This window comes from Pseudomonas sp. TE3644, from assembly GCF_056278815.1.
Map to the genome: position 1 here is coordinate 5,028,003 of NZ_JBWBQF010000001.1, position 21,977 is coordinate 5,049,979.

At 58.4% G+C, this 21,977-nt stretch carries 17 protein-coding genes and 1 tRNA gene; 8 read left to right on the forward strand and 10 right to left on the reverse strand.

What is annotated here, in order from left to right:
- Positions 1–52: 52 nt before the first annotated feature.
- Positions 53–619, forward strand: a complete 567-nt coding sequence (locus ACZ9GA_RS22170) for a plasmid pRiA4b ORF-3 family protein (RefSeq protein WP_457360740.1) — start codon at positions 53–55, stop codon at positions 617–619.
- Between the two features lie 100 nt (positions 620–719).
- On the opposite strand, the gene ACZ9GA_RS22175 is transcribed toward ACZ9GA_RS22170, so the two are convergent.
- A complete protein-coding gene (locus tag ACZ9GA_RS22175; protein ID WP_457360739.1) occupies positions 720–1,706 on the reverse strand; it encodes a hypothetical protein in 987 nt (328 codons plus the stop codon).
- 817 nt (positions 1,707–2,523) lie between these two features.
- Between ACZ9GA_RS22175 and ACZ9GA_RS22180 the strand changes: the two genes are divergently transcribed.
- On the forward strand, positions 2,524–3,771 hold the full coding sequence (locus ACZ9GA_RS22180; RefSeq protein ID WP_027977151.1) for a ribonucleotide-diphosphate reductase subunit beta: 1,248 nt from the start codon (positions 2,524–2,526) through the stop codon (positions 3,769–3,771).
- A 79-nt stretch (positions 3,772–3,850) separates the two neighbouring features.
- Here ACZ9GA_RS22180 and ACZ9GA_RS22185 read toward each other — a convergent pair whose 3' ends face one another.
- Complete coding sequence (locus ACZ9GA_RS22185; protein ID WP_457360738.1) at positions 3,851–5,152, reverse strand: hypothetical protein; 1,302 nt, start codon at positions 5,150–5,152, stop codon at positions 3,851–3,853.
- Between the two features lie 454 nt (positions 5,153–5,606).
- Between ACZ9GA_RS22185 and ACZ9GA_RS22190 the strand changes: the two genes are divergently transcribed.
- Complete coding sequence (locus tag ACZ9GA_RS22190; RefSeq protein ID WP_457360737.1) at positions 5,607–6,191, forward strand: BRO-N domain-containing protein; 585 nt, start codon at positions 5,607–5,609, stop codon at positions 6,189–6,191.
- A gap of 63 nt (positions 6,192–6,254) precedes the next feature.
- Here the strand turns inward: ACZ9GA_RS22190 and ACZ9GA_RS22195 are convergent, their stop codons facing one another.
- Together ACZ9GA_RS22195 and ACZ9GA_RS22200 are read right to left on the reverse strand one after the other, a co-directional pair.
- Entirely contained in the window at positions 6,255–7,535 is a 1,281-nt protein-coding gene (locus ACZ9GA_RS22195; protein ID WP_457360736.1) for an McrC family protein, read from the reverse strand.
- Positions 7,532–9,079: an McrB family protein gene (locus ACZ9GA_RS22200; RefSeq protein ID WP_457360735.1), complete on the reverse strand. Its 1,548-nt coding sequence runs from the start codon at positions 9,077–9,079 to the stop codon at positions 7,532–7,534. The genes ACZ9GA_RS22195 and ACZ9GA_RS22200 overlap by 4 nt, the downstream gene beginning before the upstream one ends.
- A 136-nt stretch (positions 9,080–9,215) precedes the next feature.
- Here ACZ9GA_RS22200 and ACZ9GA_RS22205 point away from each other — a divergent pair, with 136 nt between their 5' ends.
- Complete coding sequence (locus ACZ9GA_RS22205; RefSeq protein WP_457360734.1) at positions 9,216–10,115, forward strand: DUF6216 family protein; 900 nt, start codon at positions 9,216–9,218, stop codon at positions 10,113–10,115.
- 390 nt (positions 10,116–10,505) lie between these two features.
- Here ACZ9GA_RS22205 and ACZ9GA_RS22210 read toward each other — a convergent pair whose 3' ends face one another.
- Entirely contained in the window at positions 10,506–11,489 is a 984-nt protein-coding gene (locus ACZ9GA_RS22210; RefSeq protein ID WP_457360733.1) for an asparaginase, read from the reverse strand.
- 14 nt (positions 11,490–11,503) lie between these two features.
- A complete protein-coding gene (locus ACZ9GA_RS22215) occupies positions 11,504–12,391 on the reverse strand; it encodes a nitrilase family protein (protein WP_457360732.1) in 888 nt (295 codons plus the stop codon).
- Positions 12,392–12,837: 446 nt separating this feature from the next.
- Here ACZ9GA_RS22215 and ACZ9GA_RS22220 point away from each other — a divergent pair, with 446 nt between their 5' ends.
- Positions 12,838–15,210, forward strand: a complete 2,373-nt coding sequence (locus ACZ9GA_RS22220; RefSeq protein WP_457360731.1) for a TOTE conflict system archaeo-eukaryotic primase domain-containing protein — start codon at positions 12,838–12,840, stop codon at positions 15,208–15,210.
- A 95-nt stretch (positions 15,211–15,305) separates the two neighbouring features.
- On the opposite strand, the gene ACZ9GA_RS22225 is transcribed toward ACZ9GA_RS22220, so the two are convergent.
- A complete protein-coding gene (locus tag ACZ9GA_RS22225) occupies positions 15,306–16,457 on the reverse strand; it encodes a S8 family peptidase (protein WP_457360730.1) in 1,152 nt (383 codons plus the stop codon).
- Between the two features lie 87 nt (positions 16,458–16,544).
- The gene (locus tag ACZ9GA_RS22230) at positions 16,545–17,747 is read right to left on the reverse strand and encodes a hypothetical protein (RefSeq protein ID WP_457360729.1); all 1,203 of its coding nucleotides are present in this window, start codon (positions 17,745–17,747) and stop codon (positions 16,545–16,547) included.
- Positions 17,748–18,179: 432 nt separating this feature from the next.
- Here ACZ9GA_RS22230 and ACZ9GA_RS22235 point away from each other — a divergent pair, with 432 nt between their 5' ends.
- Together ACZ9GA_RS22235 and ACZ9GA_RS22240 are read left to right on the forward strand one after the other, a co-directional pair.
- Positions 18,180–18,659, forward strand: a complete 480-nt coding sequence (locus tag ACZ9GA_RS22235; RefSeq protein WP_457360728.1) for a hypothetical protein — start codon at positions 18,180–18,182, stop codon at positions 18,657–18,659.
- Positions 18,660–19,224: 565 nt separating this feature from the next.
- Positions 19,225–20,271 (forward strand): PDDEXK nuclease domain-containing protein, encoded by a 1,047-nt coding sequence (locus ACZ9GA_RS22240; protein ID WP_457360727.1) that lies wholly within the window; start codon positions 19,225–19,227, stop codon positions 20,269–20,271.
- Between the two features lie 455 nt (positions 20,272–20,726).
- Here the strand turns inward: ACZ9GA_RS22240 and ACZ9GA_RS22245 are convergent, their stop codons facing one another.
- Both ACZ9GA_RS22245 and ACZ9GA_RS22250 read right to left on the reverse strand, forming a co-directional pair.
- Positions 20,727–21,551, reverse strand: coding sequence for a UPF0149 family protein (locus ACZ9GA_RS22245; protein ID WP_476227660.1), 825 nt, complete (start codon positions 21,549–21,551; stop codon positions 20,727–20,729).
- Positions 21,512–21,588 (reverse strand) — tRNA-Val (locus tag ACZ9GA_RS22250). The genes ACZ9GA_RS22245 and ACZ9GA_RS22250 overlap by 40 nt, the downstream gene beginning before the upstream one ends.
- 135 nt (positions 21,589–21,723) lie before the next feature.
- Here ACZ9GA_RS22250 and ACZ9GA_RS22255 point away from each other — a divergent pair.
- Complete coding sequence (locus ACZ9GA_RS22255; RefSeq protein WP_457360725.1) at positions 21,724–21,969, forward strand: hypothetical protein; 246 nt, start codon at positions 21,724–21,726, stop codon at positions 21,967–21,969.
- The last annotated feature ends 8 nt before the right edge of the window (positions 21,970–21,977 follow it).

A 21,977-nucleotide genomic window follows, 5' to 3' on the forward strand; every position in this document is an offset into this window, starting at 1 on the left:
AGGTTGGCTTTTTTCATTCCAGAACACAAAACGCACCAAGGCTTACCTACCCATGGCCAAACCTGCTGCTCCCAAGAAGCCCAATCTACTGATCCTGCACATAGAGCTGCTGGGCATTGAACCTGCAATCTGGCGCCGCGTGGCCGTACCGGAAAACATCACACTGACCAAGCTGCATCACGTCATCCAGCTCACCATGGGGTGGGAAAACAGCCATCAGCATCAGTACCTCATCGCTGGCGAGCACTACGGCATCCCCGACGGCTACCTGCCCATAAAGCCTCAAGCCCGCAAAACCCTGCTCAAAACCTTGAACGGCGAACTGGCTTTCGAGTATCTGTACGATTTCGGCGACGGCTGGGAACACCGCATCACCGTCGAAGCAACCATTTCCGCCCCACCCCGCAAGCGCGTGCCCTACTGCATCGACGGCGCCAACGCCTGCCCGCCGGAAGACGTGGGCGGCCCACCCGGCTACGAAGACTTCCGCGCCGCAATGTTCGACTCCACGCACCCGGGTTACCGTGACGCCCGTGACTGGTACGGGCCATGGCTGTTCACTCCAGAGCGCTTCATCGTGCGGGAAGCCAACGAATACCTCAGGGACTTGCTGCCCTGAGCTTGCTCGCGAGAGGCCAGCCGCCACACCCATCCGAAAAAAGCCAAACCCCGTAGCCGCTGCCGTCAGGCTGCGCTGGCCTACCCAAACACCGCTGAACTCAGCTCCCTAGGCAAGTCAAATGACCAATCAATCGATGCCCATCTCGAATGATGACGGGCTGTTTTCTACGAGCCGCATATTTGAATGCTTTACGCAAAGCGCGGCGATCCATACCCGAGCCCAGCTCAATTACCCCGCCCAGCCGAGAATACTGAAAGCTTCTAACCGATTCAGGACGCAATAAGCTTAAGCACTTCACGTGCAATTCGGTCATTTGGTACAGCCGAGCACTGTCTGGGCACAGCCACCTCAACAGTTCCACCAAGCGCTCATAAATCAACCGCAAGCGATCCAGCGCTTCCAGTGGATTCAAAGGCGCCCCGGCCTCGACCGTCACTCGGCTGCCACGACGCGATCGGGCCTCTGCCAGCAGCGGACCGAGCTTCCAAACCGGCTCATGATGAGCAATTCGATTTCTTAACTCATTACACAGATCCAAGCGAGCGAACAGCGCATCCCGATGTCTGGGCTTGGCCCAATAAGTTGCCTGGCGCTGCCGGTGACCGGGCAACACTTCGACCAGCACTGCCCCCCAGTCTATGGGCTGCCCGTGCAAATCCGCTTCCAGGTCCAGCAGGTGTGGCCAGAATCCGAAGGTCAATTTGGAGATCACATCGTCAGGGCTGGGCACCGGGACCCTAGGTAACATCTGCCTACCCCGTCGATAGTGGGTAACCTTCAAAACCTTGGAAACCGACAACGGATTCAGATCGACGTGGGCATACCAATCTTTCGATCCGAGGCCGCCTAACACACCATAACGCTGGCTCATCGCATGATGAAATCGATTGCGCATCACCACTTCGATTAGCGAAATGGTGCGAAAGAGCGCACCACTCAAATGCTCATTCCATTCGTACACCCCCAACACCTGAGCATTGTCGAGCGCTCGAAAAAATGATCGGTAATTGCGCAAGCGCGGGTATGACAGCGCCTGAAGGCGCGCCAAGGTAACCAGCCCATCGGCTTTGTCCTGATCCAGCATGCGTGTTAAGCTTTCCTTGTAAGCGCTTGGGCTCAACGGTTGGCAGCACCCTCCTCGGACGGACGCCAGACGCCAAGACGCAAAAGAGGAAACGGCCGCGCAAGCGGCCGTTTTCCTTTGTGCAGCCCGAATGATCTCTCTGCAGGCCGTCGACCTGCACTAGCTGGTAATGCCCCGCATGGCAATACCACCAGGAGCATACAGCGTCAGTCGCATCAAACGCCGCAGCTCCCCTGCCCAGGTTGTAACCAGTCTTGACTCACCCTTCGCGCGCCCACATCCCGCGCATCAAACCATCGATCCAGAAGCCTTGCTCGCCCCCACTCTGCAACCCCACCGCGCCCTAACGCCACACCCCCAGAAACTTCTCGCAATCATCCTTGCGAACCCGCCCCCAAAACACTATATTTAGTGCCTGCAAACCACAACCAACACCACATACGCGATTCACCTGCGTAAGCGGTCAACACCCGTTTGCAAACCAGGGGCTCCAAAAAGCCCACCCAAAATAGCGAATTGATTGCGCTACGATGAACACGGACGCTGCAATATTCCGTATAATCGCGTCCCCCACACAGGGCAAAAACCATGATGACTTGCGTACCTGATTTCGGCCTCAACCCTGCCGTCCACCGCAAGCGTCACTGCTGATTCCGATCATCCGCAGCGGTCGCCACAAAACGCGGCAACCGGGCAAATCCGAACACCTTAGAAATGCCGTCCGTCGAGCCTTCGTGCGCTACACGGCCAATGGCAACCTCATCTTAAAATCCATCCGGTCGCCCGCGGGCAGACCCAAGCAGGAGCCTTCATCACCATGCTGAGCTGGGACGAATTCGACAAAGAAGACGACGCGCAACCCGCCAAAGGCGCCAACGCCGGCCACGCCGCTGAAGCTGCCATGGACAAACTCGACAGCGCCGGTGCCGGTGCTGCCCAGGAAGCCCGCGCCGTCACCGCCAACGACTCCGCCGCCGTAGCCCGCGCCAAAGCCGCCCTCGACAAACTCGACGTCGCCGAAGGCCTGGCCGAGCTGGAAGGCTCCGCCGCCCGCGTCGCCGTTGACGAAAAGCGCATGATCAACTGCCGCGCCGACCTCAACCAACTCGTACCTTTCAAGTACGACTGGGCCTGGCAAAAGTACCTGGACGGCTGCGCCAACCACTGGATGCCGCAAGAAGTCAACATGACCGCCGACATCGCCACCTGGCGTAACCCGGAAGGCCTGACCGACGACGAGCGCCGCATCGTCATGCGCAACCTGGGCTTCTTCAGCACCGCCGACTCCCTGGTAGCCAACAACCTGGCCCTGGCCGTGTACCGCCTGATCACCAACCCGGAGTGCCGCCAGTACATCCTGCGCCAGGCCTTCGAAGAAGCGATCCACACCCACGCCTACCAGTACTGCATCGAATCGCTGGGCATGGACGAAGGCGAAATCTTCAACATGTACCACGAGATCCCATCGGTCGCCAAAAAGGCAGCCTGGGGCCTGAAATACACCCGCGCCATCTCTGACCCGGAATTCAACACCGGCACCCCAGAGACCGACAAAGAACTGCTGCGCAACCTGATCGCCTACTACTGCGTACTGGAAGGCATCTTCTTCTACTGCGGCTTCACCCAGATCCTGTCCATGGGCCGCCGCAACAAAATGACCGGCGTAGCCGAGCAGTTCCAGTACATCCTGCGCGACGAGTCGATGCACCTGAACTTCGGTATCGACGTGATCAACCAGATCAAGATCGAAAACCCGCACCTGTGGGATGCCGAACTGAAGGAAGAAGCTTCGCAGATGATTCTGCAGGGTACTCAACTGGAGATCGAATACGCGCGTGACACCATGCCTCGTGGCGTGCTGGGGATGAATGCGGCGATGATGGAAGATTACCTGAAGTTTATTGCCAACCGTCGCCTGTCGCAGATTGGGTTGAAGGAAGAGTATCCAGGGACTACTAACCCGTTCCCTTGGATGAGTGAGATTATGGACTTGAAGAAGGAGAAGAACTTCTTTGAGACTCGGGTTATTGAGTATCAGACTGGTGGAGCGTTGAGCTGGGACTGACTTCCACCTTACAACCCAATCCAACTTAAAAAAGCCCCCAGCAAGGGGCTTTTTTAATTCCCAACATGTACGGCAGCACTCATCTGAAACACTCTTCAATACGCAGCTTTACGAGCGCACGGGCCTCTTGAGCTTTAACCAAGTGACTAGAATGAGGCCTCGAAATAATTATCCCTCTAAGCTCGCATGGTGATATATAGTCAAACGTGGTTTTCTCCGGACAACCATTACCCTTCCAAAGCTCAAGCCTCATAGCTTTAACCACACTACAACAAGACATACAAATCACCCCGATACCTTTCCACATAACACTTCTTTGAGTTGGAGTGTGCGTTTGAAAGCTTACACGCTCGTTCTCAAAACTCACCACTTCAAACTTCCCCCGACAGCATATCGAACATTTCCAACCATCGGGTAAACTATTCCACATCGTCGCACAACCGGGCCGAGACATTAGTACAGATAAAAAATTAACTGGCGGCTGCTTCCCCGACTTTCTGCTTTCCGTACGCCACCGCAAAAAATTCGTCTGGTGCTGGATTGATTTTTTCCGCATGTACTTGCTGAGTTCTTCCCCGGAAACCCTGTCTAGCCCTCCCCATTTTCCGTGTCCATTCGAAAGCGTTGGAATGGGCACAAACCCTTCTGGGTATCTTTCATACCAATAGTCTTGCGTAGCCGCTGCCAAAGCGACCTGATATATCAGCTTCATTCTTGAAACATAAGAATTCTTTACGTCACCCCACACTTCAAAAAGCTTTGACTCGTCAATCTTATGCGCACAATTATCGGACACCACTATAAACTTTCTCAACTGAAATATCGAAAAAGAGAAATAATTATTGCTGCAACTAGCACTCCGCAGAATTAGCTTCGCTTTACCATCAACATTGTTGCAATCCTCGCAAATCAAAACCGGAGGATACGCGGAGAATGCAGGAGCCATTCGCTCAATGAAAGCCAGGCCTGTCCGGGTACCCTCAGATACGCCGGAGTTTATGAAGGCCTTATAAAAAGCAGCTTTCAAAGCATCCTCCATATGATCATGATGGATAACAAGCTTGGCCAATATCTGATTCTTGGCCCCAACCCTAGAAATATTGAGTTTGCTGCGACCGCAACAGGGGCAGCACCAATCCTGGGAGGTTTCAACCCAACCCGAGTTCATTTCAATTAGATGGACCCCATGCAGCTTCTTGATTACCTGAGACAAAGGCGAGTCCACCCCATCTAGAGAGCGCAGGCTCCCATCATTGATGCAGGCTATGGCTAGCTCAAGAGCTTTTGCTTTTAGCTCAAGCTCAAAGTCATTGGAAACGCTGTGTTTTTTGCTCCAATGTGACAGTGCATTCTCAAAACTTATTCCTTTGTCAAAAGCCACCGATGCCTCCTGCAAAATTTGACGACACAGTTTGAATAATCATAATTCGAAACAAAAAAAAAGCCGACAAGATCACCACTACCATTTCTGAAATCTAATATCAATTCAGTCAAAACAATAGCACTGAAGACAACCTTGATATCTACTGAATACAGCTGACTGTTACGTCCTGCAACAACTTTCGGAAAGCTCGTACACCGGTATGATTGTGCCCGACAGATGCAACATTTACCCTAGTTTCGCGCCTAAGAAACGCCTCAAGTAGCGGCCAACCCGCTCCCGAAAATGCGGTATTTTGTGCCTGCGGCCCCCGGCTGCACGTCTCAAAAGCTCTGCTACGTCGGGGGTGGACTAATACAAGACCCGCAAGGGGAATACGTCCGGCCTTCTACTTGAGGTTTCTTAACCCCCGACACCTAGCCCTAAGAAAGCTATCAAGTAGAGGTAAATGGACATGTCAACCAACGAAACCGGCAGCCACCGAAGGCCCGACGACGGACGAGTAAACCAATCCAACGACGCTCCGCGCATACCAATCGTCTTCACCCGCCACAACCGCCCGCTCCACGCCCTCTGGCTAGAATCCCAAATCTGGTTCTCCGCCCGAGACCTAGGCCGACTCATCGGTCGGCACCTCGAATCCCACGCCCTCCGCAAGCTAGACCCCGACCAAACCCGCACCCTCTCCCTACTCTACAACGGTGAAATCCAGCCCACCGTCATGATCAGCGAATCCGCCGTCTACATGACCCTGGTCCACCACTTCATCCCAGAAAACCGCAGCCTGCGACGCTGGCTAACCCACGAAGTCATCGCCGTGATGCGCGACGAGCGTGCTGACCACGACACTCACGCCCCAAGCCTTAGCCTTCTACGCTGGGCGAACTTGTCCCTCAGCATGCTGCATTGGCAAAGCGAGCCCTGGATTCACCTCCGGGACGTACCCGAGATTCTGACTCACCCTCACCTCGCACAATCTGGCCCACGCCCACTCCCCTCACGCTGGCGACAGTTCGTCGGCAAGCTGATCGGGCGCTAGCCGATCCACATGGAGGTCTGCCCTCAGGCCTCCATGTCAGAGCAGTCCGATACCACGTAATGCTCAATGCCTACTTTGAAACGGCACGCTGACCACCTCGCCAGCCACCAATCGCCCCAGCTCCAAATCAAACGGCACCACCCACAGCCTCAGCCCCGCGGCATATTCAAAAACCGGCAAGGCCTGCTGAAACCCAGCCCGCCGCGGATAGATCAGCACCAGGTCCCCTTCCCCCTCCAGGTACTTATGCCCATACGCAAACATCTGGTAAATGTCCGCCTGGCTGATCCCATAGTGTTTGCCCACCAGCTCTCCATCCAGCCGCTTCCACTTGGTATCCATCACCCAACGCTTGCCGGCCAGTTCGGCCATCAAGTCAGGCCGCAACTGGAAAACATGCCTGTCCCGATGCAAGCAAAGATGCTCACCCGTCACCTGCGTTCTCACGGTAGCGCCTGGCACCAACGTGTCCCGCAAGCAAGCCGCTACGTAGTTCTCAAACAAACGCTCCATCGGGAACAATAGGCTCATCCCCCGCCACTCGCCCGCAACCGCCAATGGCGTCTGTTGTTGAATGATCAACTCAACCCACGGTTTGACCGGTTGGTAGTGGGCCATCAGCCGATCATTACGCCACTGTTTGAAGTCCTGGGCCGTGTCCCGGCTGCTCGATACCTCCAGCAGCACGGTGCGCAGTTCGTGGGATAGGCGCCAGCTAGTGGGGTCTTGGGTTGTCTTGCAGACGATTTCCAGCGCCGTCTTGAGCAGTCGGTTTTCGGGTCGATCCGGCAAGAACACGTCATGACGAATTTGAAAGTGGTGTTGGCGCGCCGGTGACTGTCTTACCTGGCGGGCGGTATTCAGTTGTCCGCGTAGGAATGGCTGTTCTTCTTCGATGCGTTGGTAATCGAACCGGATGCCTCGCTTGATCAAATGATCCAGCGCATCAAGAAACCGCGCCATCACCCATTCAGTCAGGGGCGCATCAAAACGCTGCAGTGAGGTAGCGCCAACCTGCCGAGTCGGTAGCTTCAACGAGGCTTGGATCATGCGGCGCAGCAGCGCCCGACTCTGCTGTATGCAGTCGCCCTGTTCGAAGTGTTTGGGCAGTATCTCGATGCGGGTGCCGCAGGGGCTTTCCAAGGCGCCGACGTAGTTGTCGAGTTTCAGGCAACGTCGGTCTTGGAGTTGTACCAGAGCTGCGCCGCCCTGGGTGAATCCGGCATTGAGCTCGCATAGCCAGTCGAACGCTGAGGCACTGATTTGGGCGAAGTCCAAGGTCGGGTGCTCGACGTGACTGGTGGTCAACCGGGCGTATTCACGCACGGTGACAGTCATGCTCACGGCGCTTGCTCGATCAAGTAGCTGATGATCTTCCTGCCTAACCGGCGAGTGGTTTGCGGGGTGCCGGTGGATGTCAGCAGTGAGATATCGTGCTCCTTCGCGATCTCTTCCAGTACCGGTCTGGCATCAATCACTTGGCCGTTACGCAGCAGCTCGACAGCGCCTGAGGTGGATTGGCGTAGTACTACATCCCCCCACTGCTTCTCCTTAGCCTCGTACTTGGGAGGTACGGACGCTTTAGCGGTGTGATCGATGATGCCTAGGTAGGATTCAACACGCTCAAAAGCCTGCGCATTGATATCCCAGCGCTCGTTGTTTTGGTTGACCACGACGGCGTCACCGAACAGCACGTTGAGGTCCTGGCTCGGCTGCAGCAAGAAGCGGTGCTCCACTGGTTTTCGCTGGTCGTTGAGCACCCACTGGATTCGCTGCCAGTCTTCAAAGAAGTACTCCTGCAGCAGGGGCAAGATCTGCTGTTTGAATATCTCCGCAAGGCGCGCCAAGGTTGGTTCATCTTTTAGTGGGATGAAGTAGGCGTGGCCAAGGCAGTGATCGCGATCAAGCAAAGCGGCAATACGAGCGTTCATGACGCTTAGTAGTTCATCAATCTCAACACCCTCTACTGCTATTTTCCCCAGTAGGTCTGGATTGGGCGGAACCTCAATGAAGCTAAAGCGGCGGCGCAGCGCGATATCCATCGATGCCAGCGAACGGTCAGCGGTGTTCATGGTGCCGATGAGATACAAGTTGTTCGGGACGCTGAAGCGCTCTTTGGAATAGGGCAGCGTGATTTCCAACGCTTCGGAATTCCCGGCGCGCTTGGAGGGTTCGATGAGAGTGATGAGCTCACCGAATATGCGCGATACGTTGCCGCGGTTGATCTCATCGATGATCAGGACCTTGGGAGTGTCGCTGGCTTTCACTTGGTCCTGCTCGAAGAGACCGGCTTCCTGTGCCCCGATCATGTGTTCAACCATGGACGGCAGGAAGTTTTTGTAGCCGTTGACCAAGAACGGATCGAACGTTGAGTTCGGGAGTTTGCTGTCCCAGGTTTGGTTTCGCAGGTCGTTGATGGTCAGTTGGTTTGAGGCTACGGCTTTGGCCAGGCCATTGAGCATGCCCATGCCGATTTCCAGGTGATTGCCTTTGGGCTTTTCTAGCTCTACGACGTCGTGGGATGCGTAGATGACCTTGTAACCAGTGCCGTAGGTGTCGCCAATCTGGAAAGCGCGGTACTTGGGTTGGTCCGGTCGGCATAGGGTTTTGAACACGCCTGGAACGACGGTGTAACGGAGCTGGCCGCTGTCGTCGGTGTCGGCGCGTAGGCCTTCTACGAAGTCTTCGTAGCTGAAGCTTTGGTGGAAGGTGACGAAGCGGACGTCGCCTTGGGCTACTAGGTAGTCGAAGCGTTTTTTCAGGGCTTCGCGGTTTTGGGCGTTGGCCTTCAGATGAACGGGGTCGAGGATTTCGAGAGTGGCCGCAATGGTCGCGTAGGTTTTCCCGGTGCCTGGCGGGCCGAAGAAAATTTGGTTGAGCGGAGGCATTGCGGAACGTCCTTGTAGGAAAATTCCTAGCACGGTAGCCAAATCGCCAGTATTGGTAAAGACTGCTCGCCGCTACGAACGTCCAGCCCCCGAGGCGTGGGCCGCACCCGCGATATGAAATGGACTTTTGCCTTCGATGAAAAACGCAGAAACCTCGACGCTCCTGACCTTCACTTTTCAGAACTGGGCGGTGGTGACCTCTATTCTGGGCGGGGTGATCATGGCGATGGCCATGATTTATATCTACCGCCGCTCAGGCTCTTTTTTCTTTTTGAGGGACCGAGTCTGGAGATTTTTTGACGGCAAACAAACGTTCGACGATCCCCGTTTTGAGAAAATGCGCAAGCGCGCCAGAGAACTTGAGTTCTTCCGATTTGAATTCAACATTCCAGTAAAAAGCTTCTCGGACGCTGAGCGGGCGGAAAAATGGATCACCCAGCATCAACTGCCTATCGACGATGTGTCCCTGTCGAGAAGCATCATTAATTGGGATGATTTCGCGGATATTCGGCTGAGGACCTACCTGACGACGCAGAACATATTTACCTTGCTGCGGGTGTGCGTGATCACGCTTTTCCTGCTGACCATCGCCTCAACGCTGCTCATTGCAAATCCTTTTGTGCTGATGCACTTCAAGCAGAACGGCCCCAGCTTTTATGTCGCAAAAAACCAGGTGTATCTGGAAATAGGGGCAGCACCGTTGACGCTAGCGGATTGCAGCTCCGCAGAAAAGCTTGCTCCCTTCACCACCAAGGACTTCACCAGCAATCGGCTGGATGTGTTGTGCCAGATCCTTCTGCCGCCGTTCAGCGACGGGCATGAAGGCAGAATTGCTGACCAGCGAGAGATTTCGGCCTTATTGACCGCAGAAATATTCGCCGGCCTTGCGTTCGCCATTCGCCTGCTTGCCAAGGTCAAGGCTGCGAGGAGACTTGAGCGGCAAATCAGCATTAGAAATGGTTGTGTGGCTTGTGCGGTGCGTAGGCATGGCATTCCGGAGTATGAGGCGAAGAGGCTTCTGGGGCAGCATTCGTGAATGCGGTGCCACTCGGTTGGAGGGCGCTGGCTCGCGCCACTGTCACGATGACTCTGTAGCCGCTGCCGTCAGGCTGCGCTGGCCTTGATCCACGCTGCAGATTTTCAGTGTACTCAATGGCCAGCGCAGCCTATCGGCAGCGGCTGCAAATCGCCGGTGCCGACACGGTCGTTGCAGTTATAGCTGATTTGCAGATTTGTTCGCTGTGGCCCTATTCCCGAGCTTCGCCCGGTCCCACAAGATCTGCGTGCCATCCCCGACCCGGTTTGGACGCTTGCCGCAGCTCCAAGACTTTCGAAATCTGCGATGTGGGAGCGGGCTCTGCCCGCGAAATGGCCAACAGACAGTGACCGCCTAACCGCAGCCCACTCCCACACAAGCCGGTTGCGGTTACAGATGATTCTGCAGGCTGGCCTGCATGCCGCTGCCGATTAACAGCCACATAAGGATGCGAACCTTCCGCGCATCCAACTCCCCCGCCATCCAAACACCCCGCGCCTGCAGGTCAATCTCCCCACCCACAAACCCATAACTCCCCCGAGCCGTAGCTCCCTCCCCCGTCCGCGTAGCCACCACCACCGGCATCACCTCGGCAATCTCCCCCAAACGCACCGCCCAATCCTGCGACACATGCCCCGCCCCAAACCCATTCACCACCAACCCCGCATACCCCAACCCCACAATCTGATCGAGGAGCAACGTATCCCCGTCCAACGTCGCCTCCAGCAACGCCACCTTATGATCCGTGCGCATAGGCACCGGCAACGCCTGTCGCACCTGCGGCGGCTGACCATAACGCACCCGCCCCTCAACCACCGAACCCACCGCCCCATACCCCGGCGACGTAAACGCATGAATCGCCAACGCATGGGTTTTCCGCACATGCCGCGCCCCATGCACATCCTCGTTCATCACCACCAGCACCCCACGCCCGCGACTGGCCGGGTCCAGCGCGGTAATGGCGGCGTTGAGCAGGTTCCCCGGCCCGTCTGCACTCACATGGGAAGCCGGCCGCATCGCCCCGGTGACAATCAGCGGCGTATCGTGCGGCCACAGCAGGTCGAGGAACCACGCGCTTTCTTCAAGGGTGTCGGTGCCCTGGGTGATGACCACGCCCTGCGCGCCCGCCCGCACCTGGGCGTCGGCCCAGTGCAGTACGTCGAGCAGTTGGGTGAAGGTGAGCGAGGCGCTGGGGATGAGGTGCAGCGTTTGCGCATGCACTTGGGCCAAGTCGGCGAGGGGCGGCACGGCCTGCAGCATGGCTTGGGCATCCACGGCTGGCGTGACGCCGGCGTCGGGTTGGCTGGCTTTCATGCTGAGCGTGCCGCCCAGGGCGCCAATGGCCAGGCGTGGCAGGGAGGGGGCTTGGGTCATGGGCGCTGTTCTCCTTAACGTGGGGCGGCGGGATGGTGCCGGTAGCCGAGCATGCCATCGTACAGGTCGCAGCGGCGGTCGCGGTGCAGGTCGTTGAGGGTGTTCCAAATGGGGGCGCTGCGGGCGGACACCAGGTCGACGTCGGCGTAGAGGATGGCTTCTTCGTCAGGCGGGGCGACGTCGCCGATGGGCCAGCCGTTGGTGCCGGCGATCAGTGAGCAGCCCAGGAAGCGTTCGCCGCGGTCGACGCCGATGCGGTTGGCGGCGGCGATGAAGACGTTGTTGACGTGGGCGGCGGTCATGGTGAGGTAGCTGGCCATGCATTTGCCGCTGGCGTCGAACAACGGTGGCGGCGTCCATACCCAGTTGTTGAGGCTACAGATAATGTCGGCGCCTTGCTGGGCGAGCAGGCGCGGCGCTTCGGGGAACCAGATGTCCCAGCAGATCAGCAGACCGATGCGGCCGATAGGGGTGTCGAATACCGGGAAACCGAGGTTGCCGGGGGTGAACCAGAGTTTTTCCTGGTGCCAGAGGTGGGCTTTGCGGTATTTGCCGATGAGGCCGGTGGGGCCTAGCAGTACGGCGGTGTCGTAGAGGTGGGGCCCGTCGAGTTCGGCCAGGCCGGCGGCCAGGTAGATCTCGTGTTCGCGGGCGAAGGCGCGCAAGGCGGTGATGGTGGGGCCGGTTTCCAGGTTTTCGCCGTGGGCGAAGGCTTCGGCGCGGGTGGCGAAGGTGTAGCCGGTGGTGACGAGTTCGGGGAGGACGATGAGGGTGGCGCCGGCTTCGGTGGCTTTTTGGGCTAGGGTCAGGGTGCGGCAGAGGTTGGTTTCGCAGTTGTTGAGGCCGACTTGGGGGTCGCATTGGATGACGGCGATTCGGACGGGGCTTACGGGGTTGGACATGGGCGCTTTCCTTGTTTTTGTCATTCGAATGGGTGGCTCTGGGTATTGAGAGGGCATTCGTTGGGACGCACAAGTCGGTGTTTTCCGTAGGTTTGGTGGGACTGTTCCGAAATATTGGTTAGGAGCACTGATCCATCACTTCTCAGATGCGCCTTTCTAATGATCGGAAATGACTGACTAAAACGTCGGAATTTTCCGAGCCTCGGTAGTGGTTGAATGGGCTAGGCCGCTCATTGCTATCAACTCATCAGCCGGGGATATCTCGAGTAAAATTTGAATGGACCAACCTCAGCATCGCGCAAAACAGCAGGGACGTTGGCGTTCCTCGCAGCGTAACGGTAGGTTGTCGATGGGTTTTGCTAGAACGCAAAACGTTTGATGCATTCGAAACAAGATTGGCTGCTGGGCCAAATTGCTGAACGTTTTTCATATTCAGGTCAAGTCAGGTGAAAGACACTCCACTGGTGGCAAAACTACAAGCAGAAAACGCCAGACTGATTGCGCTGCTTGAAACTCACGGCATCGACTGGCAGGTGCCAGTCGAGCCCCGACTGATACCCGTGGTACACGTTCCCTCAACCCAGGCGCTCGACACAGATGGCAAGCTTGCGTTGTTCCGCAGCTTGTTCAAAGGCCGTACCGATGTTTACCCGTTGCGCTGGGAGGGCAAGACCGGCAAGTCAGGATATACCCCTGCCTGCGCGAATGAGTGGCGGCCCGGAATCTGCGAAAAGCCACGAATCAAATGTGGTGATTGCAGTCGGCGCCAGTTACTGCCTGTCACGGACGAAGTCATCTACCGCCATCTTGCGGGAACGGAGGTTGTCGGCGTATATCCGCTACTGGGGGATGATACCTGCTGCTTTCTGGCCGCCGACTTTGATGAAGCCGAATGGCGCGCTGATGCTGTCGCGTTCGTGCAGTCTTGCGAGGCTCTCGACATCCCGGTAGCGCTTGAGATCTCGCGGTCGGGCAATGGCGCGCATGCTTGGATCTTCTTTGAGGGCAAAGTCCCGGCCAGCGATGCCCGCCGGCTGGGTGCGGCAATCATCAGCCATGCCTGCGAACGCACTCGTCAGCTTTCGCTCAGCTCATACGATCGGCTCTTTCCAAACCAGGACTTTATGCCTAAGGGCGGTTTCGGAAATCTCATAGCCTTGCCTCTGCAAAAACGCGCGAGGGCAAATGATCACAGTGTCTTCGTAGACGCCTTGTTACAGCCCTATCCAGACCAATGGGCTTTTCTGGCATCGATCCAGCGAATGACGGCGGAGCAAATCCAACCGGCGATTACACAAGCCATCGGCAACCGAGACCCTGTAGCGGTGGCGTATGTCGATGAGGACGAGAGTGCGCAACCTTGGAAGGACACCAGGGAGAAAGCCCAGACGCACAACTGCTTAATGCCGGCGACGCTTACTGTCACGATGGCCAATTTGATTTACTTTGAAAAGACTCAACTGCCGCAACCTCTTGCCAACCAGTTAATCAGGCTCGCGGCTTTTCAGAACCCTGAATTTTATAAAGCACAGGCGATGCGCATGTCTGTGTGGAACAAACCACGAGTCATCGGCTGTGCTCAGAACTTCCCTTTGCACATTGCGTTGCCACGGGGTTGCTGGGATGCAGCGCTCGCACTATTGCAAGAACACCGAATCACCCCGGTGCTGCAGGATGAACGCTTCGCTGGCATACCACTGGATGTAAATTTCCTGGGGACGATGCGGCCCGATCAAGATGCTGCGATCGGCGCAATGCTGCCTCATGACACTGGTGTGCTGTGTGCGCCCACCGCTTTCGGAAAAACCGTCACGGCTGCCGCGCTGATCGCCAGACGTCGGGTGAATACCCTTATTCTTGTCCATCGCACCGAACTGCTGCGGCAATGGCAAGAACGGTTGCAGGCGTTTCTTGGCGTTGGCAAAGAGGTTGTCGGTACAGTCGGTGGCGGCAAATCGAAGATCACCGGAAAAATCGATATCGCGGTGGTGCAGTCATTGTCACGCAAGGGCGAGATCAGCGACCTGGTGAAGAACTACGGTCAGATCATCGTCGACGAATGCCATCACCTTTCAGCGGTATCCTTCGAGGCGCTGTTGAGGAGCGCTCCGGCACGCTATGTGTTGGGGCTTACCGCCACGCCAATCCGGCGCGACGGCCAACAACCGATCATCTTCATGCAATGCGGCCCTATCCGCCATACAGCCACCCGCCCCATGAGTGCGCCGCACGATCTGTCCGTGATGCCGCGGTTACTTTCAGCGACTATCTCGGTCGCGGAAGGCGCAGGCATTCAGGATATTTTCAAACAATTGGCGCAAGACTCTGCGCGCACTTCGATCATCGCATCGGAAGTGATTCAATCCTACAACCAAGGCAGAAAAGTGCTGGTACTGAGCCAGCGTACCGAGCATGTGGAGGCGCTGGACGCAGTGCTAAGGGAGCATGTGACGAACCTTTTTACTCTCCACGGGCGCATCCCTAAAAAGCAGCGCATTTCCCTGCTCAGCGAGTTGGAGTCGCTTGAAGCGCAAGCGCCCAGGGTGCTGGTGGCTACAGGTACGCTCATCGGCGAAGGTTTTGACCACCCACCGTTGGACACACTGGTATTAGCGATGCCCATTTCCTGGAAAGGCATGCTTCAGCAATACGCCGGTCGACTGCACCGTACCCACACCGATAAGTCCGATGTGCAAGTTATAGATTTCGTAGACGAAGGAAATGTTGCTTTGCTCAGGATGTGGGAGAAGCGTAAAGCGGGATACAAGGCGATGGGGTATCGGCTGGCGGATTCATCGGGAACGCTGGAGTTGCTTTAGCCTCAGACAAAAATAAGGTGGCGCTGTTTCGAGCGAGTGGGAGCTGGCTTGCCGGCTCCCACGTTGGGCCACAACCAGCGCAGCCCCCCATCCCCCTACACCGGCGCCACCACCATCCCCTGCCCCAAATCCACCTCATCCATATCCACAATCCCATCCCGCTTAGCCTGCGCAATCAACTGCGCCCGCACATTCCGCGAGTTGGCCTTCCTGCCGCTGGCCGCAATCGCCTCCCACCACAACGCCGCTACCCCCGCCACATGCGGGCACGCCATGCTGGTGCCGCTCAGGGTCCTGAACCCGCCCCCTGGCGCAGCCGAAGTGATGCCCACGCCAGGCGCGGCCAAAGTAGCGAAGGTGTTGGAGAAGTCAGCCACCCGCAGTTGCTGCCCATCACGCCCCACAGCAGCCACGGACAGCACATCGTCGGCCGCAGCCGGCAGCGAGGCGGCGATGCGGTATTCGGGGCTGGTCTTGCGGCGGCTTTCGTTGCCCGCGGCGGCGATGACCAGGGGGCTGGTGCCGAAGGCACTGCGGGCTTTGATGATAGCCATGATGGCGTCGAACATGCGCAGGTTGCCGCGGTAGGTTTCCAAGGTGTTGGAGGTGGCCAATGGCACTGGCCATCCTTGGCCGCTGAGGGTTTTGACCATGCCGGGGAAGTCGAATCCCAGGGACAGCGAGATGATGTCGGCGCGTTGGTCCAGGGCCCACAGCAGCCCGTCGAAGACCATTTCCGAGCTGCCGGTGCCGTCGTTGGCCAGCACTTTGCCGATCAGTGCGCGGTTGACGCCCGGCGCCACGCCGATGCGCTGGCCAGGGCCGCTGCCAAAGAGGGTGCCGGCGCAGTGGGTGCCGTGGCCTTCGACGTCGCCGTTGCCGGAGCCGCTGAAGTCTTTTTCGATCAGGTCCATGCCGCTGAAGGCGGGGTGGCTGGCGTCGATGCCGGTGTCCAGTACGGCGACGCTGACGCCGTCGCCGGTGTAGCGGCTAGCCAGGGCGCCCACGGCTTCGATGCCCCAGCAGGGGGCCAGGGTTTTGGCCCTGACGGCTTTGGGCTGGATCAGGCGGGTGGGCATTTTCGGCGCCACCAGCGCTACTTCCGGTTCGGCGGTGAGTTCGGCCAGGGCGTGGGCGGGGATACGCTCCACGCTCAGGGTAGGGTCGGCTTCTTCGTGGCTGGCCAGGCTGGCGAAGCCGTAGGTGGAACGGGGCGCCTCGCGGCGCAGCACAATGTACTCTCTCATGGTTACGGTCCTTGTAAGGGCGGCGGGTTTGCCTTCGCGACCATAGGCCCCGTGAACCGGGCGAGGTAGAGGGAAAGCCTTGATGGCTTACCAATAGCCCTGCGTGCAGGCGCTGGCCACGATCAGCAGGCCGATGAAGGGCACGATCAACAGTGTGCTGATGGCCATGGCGATGACGTTGGCCACGAAGGGCGGCAGCCAGGTGGGCAGTTTTTGCGCCAGGCCGTCGGCCAGTGGCGCGGCGACCAGGGCGCCCAGCACTGCGCTCAAGGCCACCACCAGCGGGCTGCCACCATGGGTGAGCACTGCGGCGGGTACGACCGAGACGATGGGGATGTAGGTGGGGTACCAACCCTTGGTCATCCAGTGCCCGCGCCACAGGTAGATGCCGATCGCCGAGCTCAGGGCCTGGCCGATAATGATCGGCAGCAGCAGGCCGGTGCCGTACACGGGGCTGTCAGGGTTGAGCCACCAGGCCAGCAGCACGCCGCCGAGCAGGCCGAGGCTGGCCAGTTCGTTGCCGAAGAACGGCGCTTCGGAAAAGTCCGCCAATACGCGGCGAACGCCCCAGATCAGTCCGTGATGCAGCGGCGCGGCGGGCGGTTGCGGCGTCAGTGGCTCGGTGCTGCTGGCCATCAGGGCCGGGAACCATTTGCACAGCAGGCAGGCTACGAGGGTGGCCAAGGCCATGCCGGAAACGGCGCCTACCACGGCAGGAATGTTCCACCGCAGGCAGACGAAATTGACCAGCAACAGGCTGGCGGGGGTGACCAGCAGCGCCCCGAACACGGCGCCGTTGAGGGCCACTTTCCAGCCGGGGCCGTACATCAGCACCAGAGCCGCAGGCAGCGAGACGAAAGCGACGAACGTGGGCTGCCAGGTGTCGGCGTCCAGGGTCCAGCCCCACAGCAGGTTGCTCAGGACCAGGCTAATGACTGAACTGGTTACCAGCCAGGGCCACAGGCCTGTGCCGTAGGCAATGGCGAAGCCCTGCCAGCGTTTGCCGGTGACGTTGGCCCACCAGGCCAGGCCTGCGCCGGCCATCAGGCCGAGGGCGGCGAACTCGTGTTTGTAGAAGACAAATTCGCTGAGGTCGCCGATCACCCAGCGCAGCCAGGCGCCCGGTTGGTCAAGGTTGCCAACCATGTCCGCATAAGACGGCCAACTGGCCTCGGGCAGCAGGCCGTGGGACAGGCTCAGGCCACTGATGAAGCTGAGGGCTGCCACGGCCAGCAGCAGGCAAAGCACGGTGCGGGTCTGGATGGGGAGCGCGGGGGTATCGGGCGACATGGACGGTCCTTTTGATCACTCATTTGAATTGCCATGAGATGAAAAACCACCCGCCAAAGTGAAAATACCGGCCGTTTCCGGTTTGCTTGTATGAAGTTTCCCAAATGCCCTGGCAACCGCAGGTCCGATGCATAAACCACGCCCGTAGGCGTATGCCCAGCGGTACACGCATTCATGTTGCAGACAGGTGAAAAGGATTACTGTTAAGTCATGCCCTCGCAGGCGTGACGGGGGCCGGGGCGCCATTGCCACTGGGCGCCCGCACGGTTTGGCGCATCGGACTTGGTCTATTATCAAGTGGGATGCAGGGGTGTTTTCCGGCCACCACGGCGACCGGATTCCCTGGATGCGAGACGTCCATTCCCCTCGCGGGAACGATGCTCAACCGCCCACGCGAACAACCGCCGTAGGACTTTTCATCTGGCAGGCATCATGAACATCAATCGGATCAAACGCAGTGTGCTCGTTGGCGTACTGGCCGCCGCAACCGCGCTGTCGGCCCCGGCCTTTGCTGGTGGCTGGCATGGTGGGGGTGGTGGTGGTTGGCATGGGCGTGGCGGTGGCTGGGGTGGTGGCGCCGGCTGGTGGGGCCTGGGATTAGGGCTGGGGTTGGGGTATACCGCTGCGGTGGTGTCCAACTCGTACTATTACCCGCGTAGCTACTACTACCCGGCGACTACCTACTATTACCCGGCGACCACGTATTACGCACCGGCGCCGGTGTATCAATATCAGCCCGCACCCGTGTACCAGGCAGCCCCTGTGCAAACCTCGGCCGTGCCGCCACCGCCGGCGCAGGCCAGCTCGGATTGGTATTACTGCCGCACTTCGCAGGCGTATTACCCGAATGTGCGCACGTGCAATGTGCCGTGGCAGCAGGTGCCCGCTACCCCACCGGGCCGTATCAACTAATTGCGATCATGATGTGGGACCGGGCGAAGCTCGGGAAGGGGCCACCGCGGTGGTCTTTTCCCGAGCTTCGCCCGGCCCCACATTGGGAATTGAGGTATAGCGCAACAGCAGGCAATAAAAAACCCGCCGAAGCGGGTTCTTTGATGGCCTTCCAACATCCTGTCAGAGCGCGTCCGTGCTGGCCTGTCTTCCGTGACTGAAGCACTTCCTGCGCTTCACCTGTGTAGCTAGATTAAGCCTGTGGCCGGGGTGGCAACAGAGGAGATCGTGGGCACTGCGTGTAAGCCTTTCGCTATGGGTGGTGTAACACGGCTCTGAAGACGGCGCAGGACGGAGCCGAGTTGGGGCGTTTCCATTTCTGATACGGCTGAAGGACAAATCTGACAGCAGTGCGTGATTTTTCTACCGTGTGGGCAAGATCCCTGGGCTAGAGCGCTTTCGCTGATGGATGTGTTGGCCAACCTGGCCTTTTGCCTGCCTATTTAATGGCTGGAGGGCCTGTCGACTCGCCCCCTGCGTGCCCCTATCGTCGCTGGTCTTTCCAGACATCGAGCAGCGATCGACCATGAGCAAAACGTCCAACGACCCAGCCCTGCATACCAGTTTCACCGAAGTGGCGCAGTTGATCACGGGGGCACGGTTGCGTGCGGCGCAGGCGGTGAATACGCAGTTGATTGAGCTGTATTGGCAAGTAGGTGCTTATATCTGCAAAAAATTGGAAAGCGCTGAATGGGGGGAAGGTGTAGTCGCTGACCTGGCAGCTTATCTGGCCAAGCATCACCCGGGCCTGCGAGGTTTCACCCGTGCCAGCCTGTTCCGCATGCGTCAGTTTTACAAAACCTACCATCAGGACGAATTAGTCGCACCGCTGGTGCGACAATTGCCATGGACCCACAACCTGATCATCCTCGGCCAAAGCAAAAGGCCTGAAGAGCGCGAGTTTTACCTGCGGATGTCGATCAAGGAACAGTGGTCCAAACGCGAACTCGAACGCCAATTCAAAGCCGCCCTGTTCGAACGCACCGTACTGGAACCCACCAAAACCACCCCCACGATCGCCACCACCCACCCCGCCGCCCTGGACGTATTCCGCGACGCCTACGTAGTGGAATTCCTCGGCCTGCCCCGGCAACACAGTGAGGCCGAGCTGCACACCGGCCTGATCAACCGCCTGAAGGACTTCCTGGCCGAACTGGGCCGCGACTTCTGCTTCGTTGGCTCGCAATACCCCTTGCAGGTAGGCCACCGCGATTTCAGCCTCGACCTGCTGTTCTTCCACCGTGGCCTCAACTGCCTGGTCGCGGTTGAACTCAAGGTGGGCCGCTTCGAGCCTGAATATCTGGGCAAGCTCGAGTTCTACCTGGAGGCCCTGGACCGCGACGTGCGCAAGCCCCACGAGAACCCGGCCATCGGCGTGCTGCTGTGCGCCAGCAGCGATGATGAAGTGGTGGAATACGCGCTGAACCGTTCGCTGTCGCCCGCACTGATTGCTGAATACCAGACGCAGTTGCCGGACAAGCGCCTGTTGCAGGCCAAGCTGCAGGAGTTCTACAACCTGGACGCGCCCCTGGCCGAATGCCAGGCAACAAAAAACCCGCCGAAGCGGGTTTAGTGTCCTGGCCATTCCAACATCCGTGTCGGGCTGCATCCTTTCAATGGCCAACCATCCGTGGCCCTGAAGCGCCTCCTTGGCTTCAGTTGTTGGATCCAGAATATCGATTGAGCAGGGTGTAGGAAAGAGGAGATTGCTGTGTAGTCGTGTAAGCCTTTGGCTATAGGACGGCGTAACAACGCTTGTAGCCGCTGCCGCCAGGCTGCGCTGGCCCCTGAGTACACCCGTTGATTTACCTGCGTATGGGACGGCCAGCGCAGCCTGACGGCAGCGGCTACGGGGGGCGTTTGCATAAGTCGCGAGCAATAAAAAACCCGCCGAAGCGGGTTCTTTTGTGGCCTTCCAACGTCCTGTCGGAGCGCATCCGTGCTGGCCCTTTCATGCGCAGGACATTTCCAGGGTGTACTCAGGGGCCAGCGCAGCCTGGCGGCAGCGGCTACAGGGTGCGCAAGAGATCAGCGGCCGCAGCACTGCTTGAATTTTTTGCCGCTGCCACACAGGCACGGGTCATTGCGCCCTACCTTCTGCTCGATGCGCACGGTGCGCGAGTCGTCCGGCTCATCATCCGTACGCTGCTCGGCCCAATAGGTGTGCAGTTCACGGGCAGCATTGGTCAGGGCATCCGCCAGGTCAGTCGGCTGCTTGGCCGAGGCCTTGTCGGCATCCAATTGGCTGAAGATAAAGTTCAGCGCCGCAGTCGGTGCCTCGGGCATCGCGCTCCAGCCGCTGACCAGCGTGGTAGCGCCACGCAGGTAACCCACGCACCAGTCCAGGCAATCCAGGCCTTCTCCGTCTTCGGCCTGGTTGAAGATGGGGTGATAGTCTTCGGGATGGTCGATCAGCATCAGCGAAATCTGGTTCATGTGCTGAATCAGCGAATCGAAGAAGGTCTGGTAGGCCTGCTCGCTTTTCCACTTGGGCAGGTCACCGCCGCCCCAGAACGACAGGTACCAGGCGTCGAACGGGATAGCGTCCTTGTAGGACACCACGGCCGTGAAGAAGCCGTCCATTTCCGACACCGTGCGCACGCTGGACTCGATGGCGAACGCGTCCAGCTGGTCCTGGATGAAGTGAAACTGTTCGGCGGTCAGCGGATCGTTGCTGATGGTGTAGGCCATGGCGGGTGTCCTGTAGGGCGAGTGGGCACATTCAAGGGTATCAGGGTAAAACGTGAGGCAACAAAAAAGGGCGACCCTTTCGGATCGCCCTTTTCTCACCGCCCAGCAGAGCGGATTTTGTTTGGTAGGCGCGATTGGACTCGAACCAACGACCCCCACCATGTCAAGGTGGTGCTCTAACCAACTGAGCTACGTGCCTGCTGTGGGGCGGCATTCTACGGATTTACGCGAGGCTGTCAACATGGGCGTGCGCAAATGTGACAACTGCGCGTTTCAGGGGGCTACACTCAGTACCTGAAACGCTGACTCAGGGAGCTGTCTCGTGAAAAAAACAATGGCATCACTTGCCCTCTGCTCTGCCCTTTTTACGCTTTGCGCCTGCTCGCCCGACCCCAACGCCCCGAAAGTCGATTACCGCACCTTGCTGACTGCCAACCGCCAACTGGACCCGATCAAGGTGCAGGAAGCCCGGGCCCAATGCGCCGCCATGCCAACCGGCCAACAGAACGACAACGACTGGTGCGCCGCCGTGCGCAAGGCCGCCGACTGCGCCAAGGAAAACCTCTGCCCGGATAACTGATGGCGCGC